The sequence below is a fragment of the Streptomyces sp. NPDC059256 genome, assembly GCF_042753785.1.
Lineage (GTDB): Bacteria > Actinomycetota > Actinomycetes > Streptomycetales > Streptomycetaceae > Streptomyces.
Map to the genome: position 1 here is coordinate 871986 of NZ_JBHYZO010000001.1, position 16516 is coordinate 888501.

Sequence of the window (16516 nt, forward strand, 5' to 3'; positions counted from 1 at the left end):
AGTACGACAGCGGTCCCCGCGCACGTACGCCGGGCAGCGGTCGGCCGCACCGACCGCCCCCGGCCGGTCCGGCACGCCCCAGCTCCCGGGAGCACAGCGCGAGACCGCCGACCGATCAGCGACATCCGGGGGCGAATGGACGCGGGTCCAGCGCACGGGCGCCGCGATCGGGAACAGACTGGCCCTGCCCGTCCCCACCGAACGGCCCCGAAGAGTCATCGGTCCCACCCGGACCACATCCCACCAGGACCGAGTCCTCTACGGATCAAGTCCCCATCGGACCCGGTCCCACCCGGATCAGATCCACACAGATCATCGAGAGGCGGAGCGACCGTGCAGCAGCAGGACCTCATCGCCCGAGCCCGGACGTGGCTCGCGGAGGACCCGGACCCCGAGACACGGGCGGAACTGGCCGCGCTGATCGAAGGGGAGCGGCTGGACGAGTTGGCGGCGCGCTTCAGCGGAACGCTCCAGTTCGGAACGGCCGGGCTGCGCGGCGAGTTGGGCGCGGGCCCGATGCGCATGAACCGCGCCGTCGTCATCCGGGCTGCCGCCGGGCTCGCCGCCTATCTGCGTGCCCAGGGGCACGGGGAGTACGCGCCCCATCCGAAGAGCAGCGGTCTCGTCGTCATCGGATACGACGCCCGGTACAAGTCCGCCGACTTCGCCCGGGACACGGCCGCCGTGATGGTGGCGGCCGGGCTGCGCGCCGCGGTCCTGCCCCGGCCGTTGCCGACGCCCGTCCTGGCGTTCGCCATAAGGGAGCTGGGCGCGGTGGCCGGCGTGGAGGTGACGGCGAGTCACAACCCGCCGCGGGACAACGGCTACAAGGTCTACCTCGGTGACGGCTCACAGATCGTGCCGCCCGCGGACGTGGAGATCGCCGCCGAGATCGCCGCGATCCGCAGCCTGTACGACGTGCCCCTGGCCGAGTCGGGCTGGGCGACCCTCGGGGACGAGGTGCTGGACGCCTATCTGGCCCGTACCGACGCGGTCCTCACCGAGGGCAGCCCCCGTACCGCAGAGATCGTCTACACGGCGATGCACGGCGTGGGCAAGGACGTGCTGCTCGCGGCGTTCGCCCGGGCCGGCTTCCCCGCCCCCGTACTGGTGGCCGAGCAGGCGGAGCCCGATCCCGCGTTCCCGACGGTCGCGTTCCCCAATCCGGAGGAGCCGGGGGCGATGGACCTGTCCTTCGCGACCGCCCGCCGGGCGGCCCCGGACCTCATCATCGCCAATGACCCGGACGCGGACCGCTGCGCGGTGGCGGTGCCCGACAGCGGCGCCGCGGCCGGCTGGCGGATGCTGCGAGGCGACGAGGTGGGCGCCCTGCTCGCGGCCCATCTCGTACGGTCCGGGGCGCGCGGCACCTTCGCCGAGTCGATCGTCTCCTCGTCCCTGCTGGGCCGGATCGCGGACGCGGCCGGGCTGCCCTACGAGGAGACGCTGACCGGTTTCAAGTGGATCGCCCGCGTCGAGGGCCTGCGCTACGGCTACGAGGAAGCCCTCGGCTACTGCGTGGACCCCGACGGCGTCCGCGACAAGGACGGCATCACCGCCGCCCTCTTGATCACCGAACTGGCGTCGGTGCTCAAGGAGGAGGGGCGTGGGCTCACCGATCTCCTGGACGACCTCGCCGTGGAGCACGGCCTGCACGCCACGGACCAGTTGTCGGTGCGGGTGGACGACCTGGGTGTCATCGCCGAAGCCCTGCGCACCCTGCGGGAGCGGCCCCCGACCGAGCTCGCCGGGCTGAGGGTCACGAGCGCCGAGGACCTGGCTGAGTCGTCTGAGTCCTCTGGGAGGCCGGCGAAGCTGCCGCCGACGGACGGTCTGCGGTACTACCTGGACGGTGAGTTCAAGGCCCGGGTGATCGTCCGACCGAGCGGTACCGAGCCCAAGCTCAAGTGCTATCTGGAGGTCGTCGTACCGGTGACGGGCGCGGACGGTCTGCCCGCCGCCCGGGCGCGCGCAGCGGATCTCCTCGCCGCGCTCAAGCGGGACTTCGCGACCGCGGCCGGCCTGTAGGCCCTGTCGGCAAGGCGCTTCCGGGCCCTGCGGGGCCGCCCGAACAGCCGCTCACACGGCACCTCGTGCGGCGGACCGTACGGGTGAATCTCGTCCGGCTCCACCGGAGCGCGGCCCACTGGGTGCCCCCCGCGGGCAATGGTGGCCAGGTAGTCCCACGGATTCAGTCCCTCCGGATTCCGAGGAGCAGCCGCCGTTGTCCCCCGCCGCGACCATCCGTGCCTTCGTCCCCGCCTCCCGTCGGCCCCCGGCCCCGGGAGGCGGCGCCGCACCGGGGGTCCGCGGACGGCTGCTGCGATCGCTTCGGTACGCGGCGCCGGCCCTCGCCGGCTATCTGGCGGTGCGGCTCTGCGGCCTCGCCGTGCTGGTCCGGCTCTCCGCGGCGACGGGCGACGGCGTCTGGCGGACCCTGGCCGCGTCCTGGGACTCGAACTGGTATCTGGGCATCGCCGATCACGGCTACACCGACACCCTCGGTACCCGCATCAACGAGAACAACCTGGCCTTCTTCCCTCTGTACCCACTGCTGGTGAAGGCCCTGGCTGCGGTGACTCCCGGCTCCCGCGCCTCGGTGGGCCTCGCCCTGGCGATCGGTTGCTCGTTCATCGCCGCGTGGGGGGTGTTCGCGGTCGGGGCACGCCTCTACGGCCGACGCACGGGGATCGTCCTCACCGTCCTGTGGGGGGCGCTGCCGGTCGGGATCGTGCAGTGGATGGGCTACACCGAGTCGCCCTTCACCGCCCTGGCCGCCTGGGCCCTGTACGCGGTGCTGACGGGCCGCTGGCTGTGGGCGGGGACGCTGGCGTCACTGGCTGGTCTGACCCGGCCGACGGGGATCGCGGTCGCCGCTGCAGTAACGGTGGCCGCGGCCCTGGCGGCCCGCCGGTCCTCGCCGGAAGGGCGCTGGGCTGCGGTGACGGGGGCGCTGATCGCCCCGCTGGGCTGGCTGGCGTTCCTTGGCTGGGTGGGCCTACGGGTGGGGCGACTCGACGGGTACTTCGCCGTCCAGCGGCTCTGGAAGAACGAGTGGGACGGCGGCCGGGCGACCCTGCTGGAACTACGACAGCAGTTCCTGTACGCGGGCGGCCCACCCCTCTTCCTGCTGCTCGTCTCGACCGTGCTGGTCCTCTCGGCGGTGCTGTTCGTCCTGGGCGTCACGGACCGACAGCCCCTCGCGCTGCTGATCTTCACCGGGGCACTGCTGGTGGTGGTGTTGGGCAGCGCGGGGGTGTACTTCCCCCGGGCGCGCTTCCTCCTGCCTGGCTTCCCCCTGCTCCTGCCGGTGGCACGGGGGCTGGCGCGGGCACGGCGGACGGTCACCGCATGGGTGGTGCTGGGCACGGCGACGCTGGTGTCGTCCTGGTCGGGCGCCTACATGCTGCTGGTCTGGAAGGGGCCTCCGTGACGCGCCGGCGCTGTATCCGCAGCTGTAGCCGTAGCCGTATCCGCAGCCGTAGATGGAGACGGAGCCCTATCCGATGGCGAACAGCACGATCATCAGCACGGCCCCGATGACGGCGGGGATGATCAGCTCGAACGCCCAGCGGACCCGCGGTTCGCCCTGGGCGGTGGGCCGGCCGGCATTGTGCTCGATCAGGCCCCGCAGATCGCTGATGGTCTGATCGGCGGGAGCCAACTGGGAACCGTGGTCGGGCAGCTGGGTGCCGACGCTGTTGGCCCGCCCGGCCTTCGCCTGCCCCTGCCGCTCCCGGCGCCGCGCCGCACGGTTGCGCTGCCTCAGCGACACGGGCACCGCCCACAGCTGGAACTTGGCGCCCGCCTTCGTCCAGACCTCGCTGGAGTAGCCGGCGCGGAAGTCCTCGATGGCGCCCCACGGCAGGTTGACGGTCCGGAAGGGATTGCGGACCAGCACCCGGTCATCGCTGACCAGGACCGCGGGGCGGAGGCTGAGGGCGACGACCAGCGGCACCACCAGCAGCACGGCGGCCACCGCGAACCACGGAGTGCGGCCGGCGCCCCGGACGATGGCGTCGATGGCGAGCCAGGTGATGAGACCGAGCAGCAGGGTGCCGCCGATGATCCCGCCGAGCGATCGATAGACACGATCGGCGTAGGTGGGCTCCACGGGAGACTTCGGGCTGCTCATACCCCCGATTCTGCCCCACGGGCCCCGAAGACCGCGCTCCGGGCGCCCGACCCCCCGAGCACAGGGCCGCGTAGGGGTCCCGAGATCGCCGTGCCCCCGGCCCGGCACGCGGGTCGGGGGCACGGCGATGTGCCAAATCCCCTACTCGCCGAACGACCAGCCGAACCCGTTCTCCGCGTATCCGGGAAGACCCACGTCGGTGGGGCCGAACACCTTGGCACCCACCACGGTGGTGCCCGTCGAGGAACCGGGCAGCAGCGAGATCCGCCCCTGGTCCTTGTTCGCCTTCGGGGCGCCGACGAGGAGCTCTGCACGGCGGTCGCCGTTGAGGTCCGTCAGCTTCACCTCGGCACCGAACAGGTCGTAGACGTGGTTGCCGGCCGTGCCGAGGGCGGCCTGGTCGTAGACCTTGCCGCCCTCACCGGTGAGCCCCTTCGCGGATCCGAAGAGGGTGATCACCTCTCCGGCACGGGGGCCCTCGTCGTAGTCGGCCGTGGCGCCGACCGCCACGTCGGCGTAACCGTCGCCGTTGATGTCGTCGACCGCCACCGACTGACCGAAGCTGTCGTAGTCCTCGCCGACGCCCGGGACGCCCTCGGTGTCCTGGGAGAGCACCTGTACGGGTCGGTCCGCCGACTGGCCGTTCTTGCCCCCGTAGACGACCGTGATCTGTCCCACGGCCTTGAGTCCCTCGGGGGAGATGTGTCGCTGACCGATCACGATGTCCGCGTGTCCGTCCTTGTCGAGGTCACCGACGGCGGTGCGCCCCGCGCCGAAGCTCTCCAACAGCTTCCCCTGGGCGTCCTTGAGGTTGCCGGTCCTGATCAGCCCCTTCTTGGTGCCCCGGTGGACCTCGATGCGGCTGAGGGTGCCCCGGCCCGAGAAGACCTGCACCACCAGGTCGGAGATGCCGTCACCGGTCACATCGCCGCTGTCGAGCGAGGGGTGCACATAGGTCTGGCCGTCCTTCAGCCCGAGGTTGATGGTGGACTTCGGCTGGCCCTTGCGGGTGATGGGGCCGTAGAGCACTTCGCCGCCGCGGCCCTGGCTGTAGTCGCCGGTCGCCAGATCGGTCTTGCCGTCGCCGTTGAAGTCACCGGCCGCGAGCGCGCTTCCGCGGCGGACGTCGGCGCCGGTGATCGGGAGTTGCTTCACCGTGGTGGTGCCGTGCTTGACGAGCCCGTTCTTGCCACCCCAGACGATCACGATCTGACCGGCGTTGCGGCGGTAGACACCGCCGATGGTCATGTCCTCGCCGCTGATGGAGACGGCCAGGTCGGCGTAGCCGTCCCCGTCGTAGTCCCCCGAGGCCGTCCGGGTGCCGAAGCGGTCGGCGTACTCGGAGGACCCGGGAACGCCCGTGCTCTCCTGGCTGATGATCTGGCGCTTGGCCGGGTCGACGCCCTTGGCGGAGCCGTAGAGCACGACGACGGCGCCGCCCCCCGCGGGTGCACCGGCCACCGCGTTCATCGGGGCGGTGATGACGAGGTCGCGGTAACCGTCGCGGTTGAAGTCCGCCGAGTTCTTCGCGGGCGCCTTCACGGCGGCCTTGCCCCCGGCCGGGGCAGCGACGGCGGGTGTGACGGTGCCGGCGAGACAGGCGGACGTCACGGCGATCGCGGTGACGAGCGTGCGCTTGCGCAAGGTGGTTTCCCCCCACAGGTACGGATCAACGATCTTCACGTTCATGCAGGAGACCCACGAAACCGGTAGAAGGTTGCACATCACATCAATCACTCCGGCCGTCGAAACGAACCGCCGGACAACGCGCTCCCGTTCGTGCGGGCGCCGAACCCGACCCCTTTCGGACCGCGGCCCCGCCGCCCGCACGAACGGCCCCGAATCACCCCCACCCCCCTGTACACGCTGCTACGCGCGTAGATATGCTCATCTGGTGAGCATGTCCACCAATACCCTCGCCCTCCCGGACGTCACCGCCTCCGACCAGGCACTTCGCCGGTTCCTCCATGGACTGCCCGGTGTCGACCCCGTCGGTCTCGAAGCCCGGGCCGCCTCCCTCGGGACCAGGTCGATCAAGACCACGGCCAAGGCGTACGCGATCGATCTCGCCATCTCGATGATCGACCTCACCACGCTCGAAGGCGCCGACACCCCCGGCAAGGTGCGCTCCCTCGCCGCCAAGGCCGTACGGCCCGATCCGACCGACCGGGACACACCCGCCACCGCCGCCGTCTGTGTCTATCCGGACATGGTCGCCACCGCCAAGGAGACCCTGAAGGGCTCCGACGTCAAGGTCGCCTCCGTCGCCACGGCGTTCCCCGCCGGACGGGCAGCGCTCGAAGTGAAGCTGGCGGACACGCGGGACGCGGTGGCGGCCGGGGCGGACGAGATCGACATGGTCATCGACCGCGGTGCCTTCCTCGCCGGGAAGTACCTGAAGGTGTACGACGAGATCCGCGCGGTCAAGGAAGCCGCCGGATCGGCCCGGCTGAAGGTCATCTTCGAGACCGGCGAGCTCTCCACGTACGACAACATCCGTCGCGCCTCCTGGCTCGGGATGATCGCGGGCGCCGACTTCATCAAGACGTCGACCGGCAAGGTCGCGGTCAACGCCACCCCCTCCAACACACTGCTCATGCTGGAGGCCGTGCGTGACTTCCGGCAGCAGACCGGGGTACAGGTGGGAGTGAAGCCCGCGGGCGGCATCCGCACCACCAAGGACGCGATCAAGTTCCTCGTCCTGGTCAACGAGACCGTCGGCGCGGACTGGCTGGATAACCACTGGTTCCGCTTCGGCGCCTCCAGCCTGCTGAACGATCTGCTGATGCAGCGCCAGAAGCTGGCCACCGGCCGCTACTCCGGCCCCGACTACGTGACTGTGGACTGAGCGGACATGACCAAGCCCTTTGAGTACGCCCCCGCCCCCGAATCACGGGCGATCGTCGACATCGCCCCCTCGTACGGGCTGTTCATCGACGGCGAGTTCGTCGAGTCCACGGGCGCGGACCGCAACAAGACCGTCTCCCCCGCCACCGAGGAAGTCCTCGCGGAGTACGTCCAGGCCAACGCCGAAGACGTCGACCGGGCCGTGAAGGCCGCCCGCAAGGCATTCGAGAAGTGGTCGGCTCTGCCCGGCGCCGAGCGGGCGAAGTACCTGTTCCGCATCGCCCGGATCATCCAGGAACGCAGCCGTGAGCTCGCCGTGCTGGAGACCCTGGACAACGGCAAGCCGATCAAGGAGACGCGGGACGCGGACCTCCCCCTGGTCGCCGCCCACTTCTTCTACTACGCCGGGTGGGCCGACAAGCTGGACCACGCGGGCTACGGCGCGAACCCCCGCCCGCTCGGAGTCGCCGGCCAGGTCATCCCGTGGAACTTCCCGCTGCTGATGCTGGCGTGGAAGATCGCTCCGGCGCTCGCCACCGGAAACACCGTGGTGCTGAAGCCCGCCGAGACCACACCCCTCTCGGCCCTCTTCTTCGCGGACATCTGCCGTCAGGCGGGGCTGCCGAAGGGCGTCGTCAACATCGTCACGGGCGACGGCCGCACCGGCACCGCCCTGGTCCAGCACCCGGGAATCAACAAGGTCGCCTTCACCGGTTCGACCGGGGTGGGCCGGGCGATCGCCCGAGAGCTCGCCGGTACGGACAAGAAGCTGACGCTGGAACTCGGCGGCAAGGGCGCGAACATCGTCTTCGACGACGCGCCCGTCGACCAGGCGGTCGAGGGCATCGTCAACGGCATCTTCTTCAACCAGGGCCAGGTCTGCTGCGCGGGCTCCCGGCTGCTGGTCCAGGAGTCCGTACAGGAAGAGGTGCTGGACTCCCTGAAGCGCCGGCTCTCCACGCTGCGCCTCGGTGATCCCCTCGACAAGAACACCGACATCGGCGCGATCAACTCGGCCCAGCAGCTGGCCCGGATCACCGCACTCGCCGAAACGGGCGAGGCGGAGGGCGCCGAGCGCTGGTCCGCACCCTGCGAGCTGCCGTCGTCCGGCTACTGGTTCGCGCCCACGCTGTTCACGAACGTGACGCAGGCGCACACCGTCGCCCGGGACGAGATCTTCGGCCCGGTCCTCTCCGTACTGACGTTCCGCACGCCGGACGAGGCCGTCGCCAAGGCCAACAACAGCCAGTACGGGCTCTCGGCCGGCATCTGGACCGAGAAGGGCTCCCGCATCCTGGCGGTGGCCAGCAAGCTCCGGGCGGGTGTCGTCTGGGCGAACACGTTCAACAAGTTCGATCCGACCTCGCCGTTCGGCGGCTACAAGGAGTCGGGCTTCGGCCGTGAAGGCGGCCGTCACGGCCTGGAGGCGTACCTCGATGTCTGAGCGCAATGACCGTCTGAGCGTGTTCAAGACCTACAAGCTGTACGTCGGGGGCAAGTTCCCCCGCTCCGAGAGCGGCCGGGTGTACGAGGTGACCACGAGGACATCCGCCGCCGGCGCGGCGGGCAAGGGAAAGGGCCAGCGCAAGGGCCACGACAAGGGCGTCTGGCTCGCCAACGCCCCGCTGTCGTCGCGCAAGGACGCGCGGGACGCGGTGGTCGCGGCCCGTAAGGCGTTCGGCGGCTGGTCGGGCACGACCGCGTACAACCGCGGGCAGGTCCTCTACCGCATCGCCGAGATGCTGGAGGGCCGCCGCGAACAGTTCGTACGGGAAGTGGCGGACGCGGAAGGGCTGTCCACGTCCAAGGCGGCAGCCCAGGTGGACGCGGCGATCGACCGCTGGGTCTGGTACGCGGGCTGGACCGACAAACTCGCCCAGGTCCTGGGCGGGGCGAACCCGGTCGCGGGCCCGTACTTCAACCTCTCCACCCCGGAGCCGACCGGTGTGGTGGCCGTCCTCGCCCCGCAGGAGTCATCGTTCCTCGGGCTGGTCTCGGTGGTCGCCCCCGTGATCGCCGCCGGCAACACCGCCGTGGTGATCGCCAGTGAGAACGCCCCGCTGCCCGCCCTCTCCCTCGGCGAGGTGCTGGCCACATCCGACCTGCCGGGCGGAGTGGTCAATGTGCTCTCCGGTCGTACGGGAGAGATCGCGGCCCCGCTCGCCGCGCACCTGGACGTCAACGGGATCGACCTCACCGGTGCGGACCCCGCGTTGGCGAAGGAGTTGGAGATCGCCGCCGCCGAGAACCTCAAGCGGGTGCTGCGCCCGGCTCCGCTGGACCTGGCAGCCGACCCCGGCACCCATCGGATGACGGCGTTCCTGGAGACCAAGACGGTCTGGCACCCGACGGGCGCCCTGGGCACGTCCGGCTCGTCCTACTGAGGTGACGCGCTGACGCACTGGGCGGGGCGCCGGACTGAACGGACGGCCCCGCACAGTCGTACTGGGCGTAAGAACGCCCCCTTGATCGGGAGTCCCCTGCCGTCCCGTCCGGCGGCAGGGGGCTCCTTCTGCTGCCCTACAGGGGCAGGGCGTCGACGACCTTCCCGACCAACGGCAGATCCGTGAGCGATCCGCCGTCGGAGAGCGGACCCGTGACCAGGTCCGTACCGATCGGCTTGAAGTCGGCGATCTGCGTCCCCACTCCGTTGGCCAGCGGGTCGACCCCGGTCTTCGCCAGCGGGTTGAGCTGGAGGTGCTTGAGGTAGCCGATCCCGGAGACCGAGTTGGTGAGCGCCCCGGTCACACCGCTGCCGGGCAGCGCCGTGTCGAGGGTGTCGAGTCCCACCGGTGCCACCGGGGCGGCGGGCGCCGCCTGTGCGGTGCCCCCTGCGCCGAGGGCCGCGGCTGCTGCGGCGACGGTCAGGCCAGCGCCGTATGCGAGGCGCCGACGAGGGTGGGGAGCTGCGTGACGTGCCATGAAAATCCCGCCTGGGGTAGTAATCGGACGAGTACGCAGCGTAGTTGAGCAATGATTCCAGAGCTACCGGACACCCGACGGGTCCCCTTCACGGGTCAATGCCTCACACTGGTGTCCTGTGACCGCCTTCCCAGCCTCCCGCGCCCTCTCAGCGCGCGTCGTACTGCTCACGGGCCCCTCCGGATCGGGCAAGTCCTCTCTCGCCGCCCGTACGGGACTGCCCGTACTGCGCCTCGACGACTTCTACAAGGAGCACGACGACCCGACCCTCCCGCTGGTCGTGGGCAGCGCGGACATCGACTGGGACTCGCCGCTCTCCTGGGACGCTGACACCGCGGTGTCCGCCCTCGCAGAACTGTGCGAATCCGGAAGCACGGCCGTTCCCGTGTACGACATCGGCTCCAGTTCACGGGTCGGGCGCGAGGTCTTCGACCTCGGTGGTGCGCGGCTCTTCATCGCCGAGGGCATCTTCGCCGCGGATCTGGTGGCGCGCTGTACCGAGTTGGGTCTGCTGGCGGATGCGCTCTGTCTGCGCGGACGCCCTTCGACCACGTTCCGCCGCCGGCTGGCCAGGGATCTGAAGGAGGGCCGCAAGTCGGTGGCGTTCCTGCTGCGCAGGGGCTGGCGGCTGATGCGCACCGAGCGCGGCATCGTGGCGCGGCAGGCGGCTCTGGGCGCCCACCCCTGCGCCAAGCGGGAGGCGCTGGCGCGGATCGCTTCCGCCCTGGCCGTGCCGGTGCCGCCGCGTCCCCGAACGGCCGTCGATCCGGCTGTGGAGAGTCCCGCGTCAGCGCCGGTGGCTTCGTCGGGACCGTCCGTCTGACGCCTTCGGGCACTCAGACCAGCTCGGCTCTCCCGACGACCGATTCCCTCGACGGGTCTGAGCCAGGCCCCGGACGCAAAAAGACGCGGGACCGAACAAGACCCCCCGGCCCGTTCGGTCCCGCTCTTCCCCCGTGGCTCCCGCGAGGTCCCCCATGACCTCACAGCCCCCACCGTCGCCGTCTCCCCCGAGACGGCGTCCCCCCGGTCTATCCCCCGTGCCTTCAGGCCACCAGCTCGCCGAAGGACTCTTCCTCGTCACGGCCGAAGCTGAGGACGTCGTCCTCGCGCAGCCGGCGGAGCGACCGCCAGATGCTCGACTTCACCGTGCCGACACTGATGTCCAGGATGTCCGCGATCTCCGGGTCGGTGCGGCCCTCGTAGTAACGAAGGACCAGCATCGTCCGCTGGAGTTCGGGAAGCCTGGCGAGCGCCTGCCAGAGCACCGCGCGCAGTTCGGTACCCCGCATCGCATCGGTGTCGCTCGCCGTCTCCGGCAGCTCCTCCGTGGGGTACTCGTTGAGCTTGCGTCGGCGCCAGGCGCTGATGTGCAGATTGGTCATGGTGCGGCGCAGATATCCACCGACCGCCGCCTTGTCGCTGATGCGGTCCCAAGCGCGGTACGTCGAGAACAGCGCGCTCTGCAACAGGTCCTCGGCCTCGAAACGATCCCCGGTCAAGTGGTAAGCGGTCGCGTACAGGGAGGAGCGACGCTCCTTCACATAGGCGGTGAACTCCGCCTCGGAAAGGCTGACATCGCTCTCCCGGTACGCTTCCCCGCTCCCTCCGGTGGTCCCCCCACCGGCCCCCGTGGGCGCGTCAACCACCGTCATGTACGACGGCTTGTGCTGACGCCCGGTGCCGCGAACGCACCCCCGCCCGTTCACGGCACCGGACTTTTCCGTGGTCCTCCCGACGTCGTGGAGACGCGTGACAACTGCGCTTGTGGCGGTGCTGTGCAGTGCGTTCATCTTGCGCCCCCCGTCGAGTGGAGTCCGTTTCCGTCCGTGTGTCGAAAATCTTGCCCAGGCGATTTCATGGGGCTGTCCGCCGACTGTCACAGGGCTGTCACAGGGGCCGCTGACGGGCGGACGCTGAGGTCGCGGAGTTGTCCGGTCCTTCTCCCAGTCGAACTCCGCCGCAGCCATACGCCAGAATGGCCCCTGTGCCTTTCCTGTTGCTGATCGAGGACGACGACGCCATCCGCACGGCCCTCGAACTCTCCCTGTCGCGCCAGGGCCACCGTGTGGCCACTGCGGCGACGGGCGAGGACGGCCTCAAACTGCTGCGTGAGCAGCGACCTGATCTGATCGTGCTGGATGTGATGCTGCCCGGGATTGACGGCTTCGAGGTGTGCCGCCGCATCAGGCGCACCGATCAGCTGCCAATCATTTTGCTGACCGCCCGCAGCGACGACATCGACGTCGTCGTGGGCCTGGAATCCGGAGCCGACGACTACGTCGTCAAACCCGTACAGGGTCGGGTGCTTGACGCCCGTATCCGTGCCGTACTGCGCCGGGGCGAACGGGAGTCCACGGACTCCGCCACCTTCGGGTCCCTGGTGATCGACCGTTCCGCCATGACCGTCACCAAGAACGGCGAAGACCTGCAGCTCACGCCGACCGAGCTGCGCCTTCTGCTGGAACTGAGCCGTAGACCGGGGCAGGCCCTGTCCCGACAGCAATTGCTGCGACTGGTGTGGGAACACGACTACCTCGGGGATTCGCGGCTCGTGGACGCCTGTGTCCAACGGCTGCGGGCGAAGGTGGAGGACGTCCCGTCCTCGCCGACGCTGATCCGAACCGTACGTGGTGTGGGCTATCGGCTGGACGTTCCCCAGTGACCCTTGCTCATCCCCCGAACCACCACGACCTCACCGCCCCTCCCCATGAGTTCGGCAGCGCGCGGTGAGCGGTGCCGTGAAGCGCGCGGTGCTCGCCAGCCTCCGCTGGACGAGCCTGCGGCTGCGTCTGGTCGTCGTCTTCGCCGTGGTCGCCCTGACCGCGGCGGTTTCGGCATCGGGCATCGCCTACTGGCTCAATCGCGAAGCCGTGCTGACGCGGACGCAGGACTCGGCGCTCGGGGACTTCCGTCAGCAGATGCAGAACCGGGCGGCCTCGCTGCCCCTGCATCCGTCCCAGAGCGAACTACAGATCACCGTCGACCAGATGTCCCAGGGCAAGGCCGGGTTCACCGTGCTCCTGATCGGGGAGCGCGACGAGGGCAAACCGATCGTCGCCACCTCGGACCCGGACGACTTCACCTTCGATGACGTGCCCCGGCGACTGCGGGAGGCGGTGAACGACCGTCAGGAGACGGTCGCGGGGAACTCCTCCCCGTACCACCTGTACTGGCAGCGCATCCAGTTGCGCGGCAAGCCCTATCTGGTCGGCGGCACCCGGATCGTGGGGGGTGGGCCGACGGGTTACGTCCTCAAATCGCTGGACCAGGAGCGGGAGGACCTCAACACCCTGGCCTGGTCGCTGGGGATCGCCACGGCGCTCGCGCTCGTCGGTTCCGCGCTGTTGGCGCAGGCGGCGTCGACGACCGTGCTCAAGCCGGTGCGCCGGCTCGGCGAAGCCGCCCGCAGGCTCGGTGAGGGCAAGCTGGACACCCGGCTGAGGGTGTCCGGCACCGACGAACTGGCCGAACTCGCGCGCACCTTCAACAAGACGGCGGAGTCGCTGGAGAAGAAGGTCGCCGACATGAGCGCCCGCGAGGAGTCCAGCCGTCGATTCGTCGCCGACATGTCCCATGAACTGCGGACCCCGCTGACCGCGCTGACCGCCGTCACCGAGGTCCTTGAGGACGAGATCGACAACCTCGATCCGATGATCGCGCCCGCGGTGAACCTCGTGGTGAGCGAGACCAGGCGCTTGGGCGACCTCGTCGAGAACCTGATGGAGGTGACCCGCTTCGACGCGGGCACCGCCAGACTGGTGCTGGACGACGTCGACGTCGCCGACCAGGTCACGGCCTGCATCGACGCACGGGCCTGGTTGGACGCGGTCGACCTGGACGCCGAGCGCGGACTGATGGCCCGGCTCGATCCACGTCGACTCGATGTGATCCTGGCGAACCTGATCGGCAACGCCCTCAAGCACGGCGGCTCACCGGTGCGCGTCTCGGTGCGACCCGTGGACGGAGAACTGTTGATCGAGGTGCGCGACCACGGACCCGGCATCCCCGAGGACGTCCTGCCCCATGTCTTCGACCGCTTCTACAAGGCCAGCGCGTCCAGACCACGGTCCGAGGGCAGTGGACTCGGGCTCTCCATCGCCATGGAGAACGCGCACATCCACGGAGGGGACATCACGGCCGCGAACTCGCCCGACGGCGACGGCGCCGTGTTCCTCCTGAGACTGCCGCTGGACCCGTCGGCGCCCAAGGACGAACCCGCCGGTTCGGCGGGCCCCACCGGCGCGGACACCGGGGACCTCGACGGGCCGGGCCCCGACCGTCCCTCGGACACCGAAAGCCCCGGACGGGGAGAGGAAGGCCAGCGGTGACGGATCAGGTCCGGGGGCTGCGCACCAGGCGGAAGGTGGCGGGGCTCGCCGCCCTGCTGGGCGTACTCGCGCTCGGCGGCTGCGGGATCAGGCCCACGCACGTGCCGGTGGACGGCGGTCCCGCGCCCTCACGGGTGCCGTGCGAGGTCAACGGCGAGGACATCACGCAGCAGTCGCAGTCCCGGGACGTGCCGGTACGGATCTACCTGGTCTGCGCCTCCCAGCTGGAGCCGGTGGACCGTACCGCGGAGATACCCGAGTCCAAGTCCGATGAGGGCCGCATCCAGGTCGCGCAGGCACTGCTCGAAGAGTTGCAGCGCGAACCGTCGGCGGCAGAAAGGGAGGCGGGGTTCGCGACCTACGTCCGGGGGCCGATCGCGGTCAGCGGTCAACGTCGCAGCGACCCCGACGGCACCCTGCGACTGAGCCGACAGCCGGAGGACCTGCCGGCTGCGGCGCTCGCGCAGATCGTGTGCACGTTCTCGGAGAGCCAGGCATCGGCCACGGGCGGGGCCGTGATCCTCGGTGGGCCCGGAGAGTACGCGCCGCGCGGGTACGGCTGCTCCGGGAAGGCCAAGGACCGGCCGGAGGACGTACTGCCCACGGTGGGCCCGCTGCCGTCGCCCTCGGCGACGCGTGGTGCAGCCACCACCACGGAGTCGGTCCCCCCGGGTGCCGGAGCGGCGCTCTCCACACCGCCGGCCACCGGTCCGGCCACGGTCGAGTAGCCATGGCTGGCCCAGAACGGGTAATGACGGGGGGCGGAGTGGACAACGGGATCTCGCCGGGGCAGGACGGGCGGGGCACGCGATGCCGCGGGCGGCGGAACCATTCCGTACCCGCGGCGCGTCTTGTGCATCGTGCAGCGTCAAGGTAAAGGCGGCAGTGCCGTCATCCGCTTCCGTGTGGCGGGGGTCGTCCTCCTCCTCGTGCACCTGTTGCTCGTCGGATGGCTGACCCTGCGCCCTCTCGATGTGCCATGGGTGACGGCCGCCAATCTGGAGCCGTTCGCGGGCATCAGGGCCGATCTCCAACTCGGGCCGGTGGAAGCCGCGCGGCAACTCGGCGGTGGACTTCTGCTGCTCGCCCCGCTCGGGGTGCTCCTCCCGATGGTCAGCGGCCGGATCGCGGTCTCCCCCCTGGCGTCCCTGGCCCGCACGGTGACGGCCGGCGCCCTGCTCTCGCTGGGCATCGAACTCCTCCAGACCGGGGTGCCCGGTCGGGTGGTCGACGTGGACTCGCTGCTGCTGAACACGACCGGAGTGGCGGTCGCCCATCTGCTGGTGGTGCCCGCGGGCCGAGCGCGGCTACGGCGGCGTCGGCTGCGCCCACCGGGCAGGGGCAGCGGCATCCGGCGGCCCGAGCGGACCGGCCAGTCCGCCGCCGTGGAGGGGCCTCAGGGGTCGACCCCGACGATTTCCAGGGTCGGGATCGCCCCCTAGAGCGATGCTTTGCCCCTCTTCGTGGAGGAGGCTGGAGTCATCGGAACGTACAAAGAAGCGTTCCGGCGAACCGACCGCACATCTGCGAAGGAGAGTCCGCCATGGCCGCACTTGTCCGCCCTCGCGAAGGACGCATGATCGGCGGTGTGTGCGCGGCGCTGGCAGGGCGCTTCGGCACCTCCGCCAACACCATGAGGGTGATCTTCCTCGTCTCCTGTCTGCTGCCCGGCCCGCAGTTCCTCGTCTACGCGGCGCTCTGGCTGTTCCTCCCCGCCGAGAAGGGCGGGAAGACGGCCGCGACGGCCTGGTGACACACGCGTGGGGCGTCGCACCGAAAGTCCGGTGCGACGCCCCACAGCTGTGCCGTACTGCCGTCTCAGGGGAAGTGACGGTGGACGGGACGGGTCAGGCGATGCCGCCGAGACCACCGGTCGGCAGGGCCTTGGTCAGCTGGGCCACCGGCAGACCGCCCAGCAGCGAGCCGACGACATCCTTCGACGCCTCGGGGGCCAGCACTCGCTGCCCCGCCCCCTGGAGGGTGCCCGGCAGGGTGGCGGTGCTCTCGATCAGGGCGGCCTGGCCACCGGCGAGGACCTCCGCGCCGGCCGGCACCTTGGTCAGGGTGTCCTTGAGGGGCACCACGTGGCCGATGGTGTCGAGCGAGGTGGCGGAGTCCGGGAACGGAGCGGGCTCCGCGACGGCCGAGCCCGCGGCGACCGCGGCGAAGGCGGCGCCGAGGGCGACGACGCCAAGGGACTTGGCAGCAGACTGCTTCATCAGGGGTGTGTCCTTGGGACGGGGAATATGAGCGGCTCCGCAAGCTAGCCACCGTCGCGACG

Annotated in this window: 16 protein-coding genes; 11 read left to right on the forward strand and 5 right to left on the reverse strand. The window is 70.4% G+C overall.

Annotation, left to right across the window (positions count from 1 at the left end; all coding sequences use genetic code 11):
- Positions 1 to 333: 333 nt before the first annotated feature.
- Positions 334 to 2028 carry a phospho-sugar mutase gene (locus ACFXJL_RS03760; protein ID WP_384688880.1) on the forward strand — a complete coding sequence of 565 codons (1695 nt, stop codon included), beginning with the start codon at positions 334 to 336 and terminating at the stop codon, positions 2026 to 2028.
- Between the two features lie 196 nt (positions 2029 to 2224).
- Positions 2225 to 3433, forward strand: coding sequence for a hypothetical protein (locus ACFXJL_RS03765; protein ID WP_384688882.1), 1209 nt, complete (start codon positions 2225 to 2227; stop codon positions 3431 to 3433).
- Positions 3434 to 3499: 66 nt separating this feature from the next.
- On the opposite strand, the gene ACFXJL_RS03770 is transcribed toward ACFXJL_RS03765, so the two are convergent.
- Positions 3500 to 4135 (reverse strand): PH domain-containing protein, encoded by a 636-nt coding sequence (locus tag ACFXJL_RS03770; protein ID WP_358876342.1) that lies wholly within the window; start codon positions 4133 to 4135, stop codon positions 3500 to 3502.
- A 141-nt stretch (positions 4136 to 4276) separates the two neighbouring features.
- Complete coding sequence (locus tag ACFXJL_RS03775) at positions 4277 to 5824, reverse strand: FG-GAP and VCBS repeat-containing protein (RefSeq protein WP_384688885.1); 1548 nt, start codon at positions 5822 to 5824, stop codon at positions 4277 to 4279.
- A gap of 211 nt (positions 5825 to 6035) precedes the next feature.
- Between ACFXJL_RS03775 and deoC the strand changes: the two genes are divergently transcribed.
- From deoC to ACFXJL_RS03790, 3 genes are read left to right on the forward strand one after another with little or no spacing between them, the layout of a single operon-like run.
- Positions 6036 to 6983 (forward strand): deoxyribose-phosphate aldolase, encoded by a 948-nt coding sequence (deoC, locus tag ACFXJL_RS03780; protein ID WP_384689161.1) that lies wholly within the window; start codon positions 6036 to 6038, stop codon positions 6981 to 6983.
- Positions 6984 to 6989: 6 nt separating this feature from the next.
- Positions 6990 to 8426, forward strand: coding sequence for an aldehyde dehydrogenase family protein (locus ACFXJL_RS03785; protein WP_329022646.1), 1437 nt, complete (start codon positions 6990 to 6992; stop codon positions 8424 to 8426).
- The gene (locus ACFXJL_RS03790; protein ID WP_358876344.1) at positions 8419 to 9366 is read left to right on the forward strand and encodes an aldehyde dehydrogenase family protein; all 948 of its coding nucleotides are present in this window, start codon (positions 8419 to 8421) and stop codon (positions 9364 to 9366) included. Before ACFXJL_RS03785 ends, ACFXJL_RS03790 begins: the two co-directional genes overlap by 8 nt.
- A 136-nt stretch (positions 9367 to 9502) precedes the next feature.
- Here the strand turns inward: ACFXJL_RS03790 and ACFXJL_RS03795 are convergent, their stop codons facing one another.
- The gene (locus ACFXJL_RS03795; RefSeq protein WP_329022642.1) at positions 9503 to 9904 is read right to left on the reverse strand and encodes a hypothetical protein; all 402 of its coding nucleotides are present in this window, start codon (positions 9902 to 9904) and stop codon (positions 9503 to 9505) included.
- A gap of 118 nt (positions 9905 to 10022) precedes the next feature.
- Between ACFXJL_RS03795 and ACFXJL_RS03800 the strand changes: the two genes are divergently transcribed.
- The gene (locus tag ACFXJL_RS03800; RefSeq protein ID WP_358876345.1) at positions 10023 to 10727 is read left to right on the forward strand and encodes an ATP-binding protein; all 705 of its coding nucleotides are present in this window, start codon (positions 10023 to 10025) and stop codon (positions 10725 to 10727) included.
- A gap of 223 nt (positions 10728 to 10950) precedes the next feature.
- On the opposite strand, the gene ACFXJL_RS03805 is transcribed toward ACFXJL_RS03800, so the two are convergent.
- The gene (locus tag ACFXJL_RS03805) at positions 10951 to 11697 is read right to left on the reverse strand and encodes a SigE family RNA polymerase sigma factor (protein WP_358876346.1); all 747 of its coding nucleotides are present in this window, start codon (positions 11695 to 11697) and stop codon (positions 10951 to 10953) included.
- A 194-nt stretch (positions 11698 to 11891) separates the two neighbouring features.
- Between ACFXJL_RS03805 and afsQ1 the strand changes: the two genes are divergently transcribed.
- From afsQ1 to ACFXJL_RS03830, 5 genes are all read left to right on the forward strand, one after another.
- Positions 11892 to 12569: a two-component system response regulator AfsQ1 gene (gene afsQ1, locus ACFXJL_RS03810; protein ID WP_175257369.1), complete on the forward strand. Its 678-nt coding sequence runs from the start codon at positions 11892 to 11894 to the stop codon at positions 12567 to 12569.
- 64 nt (positions 12570 to 12633) lie between these two features.
- Positions 12634 to 14235 carry a HAMP domain-containing sensor histidine kinase gene (locus ACFXJL_RS03815; RefSeq protein ID WP_358876347.1) on the forward strand — a complete coding sequence of 534 codons (1602 nt, stop codon included), beginning with the start codon at positions 12634 to 12636 and terminating at the stop codon, positions 14233 to 14235.
- A complete protein-coding gene (locus ACFXJL_RS03820) occupies positions 14232 to 14963 on the forward strand; it encodes a hypothetical protein (RefSeq protein ID WP_358876348.1) in 732 nt (243 codons plus the stop codon). Before ACFXJL_RS03815 ends, ACFXJL_RS03820 begins: the two co-directional genes overlap by 4 nt.
- A gap of 132 nt (positions 14964 to 15095) precedes the next feature.
- Positions 15096 to 15677: a VanZ family protein gene (locus ACFXJL_RS03825; protein ID WP_384688891.1), complete on the forward strand. Its 582-nt coding sequence runs from the start codon at positions 15096 to 15098 to the stop codon at positions 15675 to 15677.
- A gap of 101 nt (positions 15678 to 15778) precedes the next feature.
- Complete coding sequence (locus ACFXJL_RS03830; protein ID WP_329022631.1) at positions 15779 to 15988, forward strand: PspC domain-containing protein; 210 nt, start codon at positions 15779 to 15781, stop codon at positions 15986 to 15988.
- A 94-nt stretch (positions 15989 to 16082) separates the two neighbouring features.
- Here ACFXJL_RS03830 and ACFXJL_RS03835 read toward each other — a convergent pair whose 3' ends face one another.
- Positions 16083 to 16454: an ATP-binding protein gene (locus tag ACFXJL_RS03835; protein WP_358876350.1), complete on the reverse strand. Its 372-nt coding sequence runs from the start codon at positions 16452 to 16454 to the stop codon at positions 16083 to 16085.
- Between the last annotated feature and the right edge of the window lie 62 nt (positions 16455 to 16516).

Bases quoted from the DNA above. Each gene is read 5' to 3' on its own strand.
- deoC (WP_384689161.1), top strand. From the start codon at position 6,036: ATGTCCACCAATACCCTCGCCCTCCCGGACGTCACCGCCTCCGACCAG.
- ACFXJL_RS03805 (WP_358876346.1), bottom strand. From the start codon at position 11,697: ATGAACGCACTGCACAGCACCGCCACAAGCGCAGTTGTCACGCGTCTC.
- ACFXJL_RS03835 (WP_358876350.1), bottom strand. From the start codon at position 16,454: ATGAAGCAGTCTGCTGCCAAGTCCCTTGGCGTCGTCGCCCTCGGCGCC.
- ACFXJL_RS03785 (WP_329022646.1), top strand. From the start codon at position 6,990: ATGACCAAGCCCTTTGAGTACGCCCCCGCCCCCGAATCACGGGCGATC.
- ACFXJL_RS03775 (WP_384688885.1), bottom strand. From the start codon at position 5,824: ATGAACGTGAAGATCGTTGATCCGTACCTGTGGGGGGAAACCACCTTG.
- ACFXJL_RS03830 (WP_329022631.1), top strand. From the start codon at position 15,779: ATGGCCGCACTTGTCCGCCCTCGCGAAGGACGCATGATCGGCGGTGTG.
- ACFXJL_RS03790 (WP_358876344.1), top strand. From the start codon at position 8,419: ATGTCTGAGCGCAATGACCGTCTGAGCGTGTTCAAGACCTACAAGCTG.
- ACFXJL_RS03795 (WP_329022642.1), bottom strand. From the start codon at position 9,904: ATGGCACGTCACGCAGCTCCCCACCCTCGTCGGCGCCTCGCATACGGC.
- ACFXJL_RS03770 (WP_358876342.1), bottom strand. From the start codon at position 4,135: ATGAGCAGCCCGAAGTCTCCCGTGGAGCCCACCTACGCCGATCGTGTC.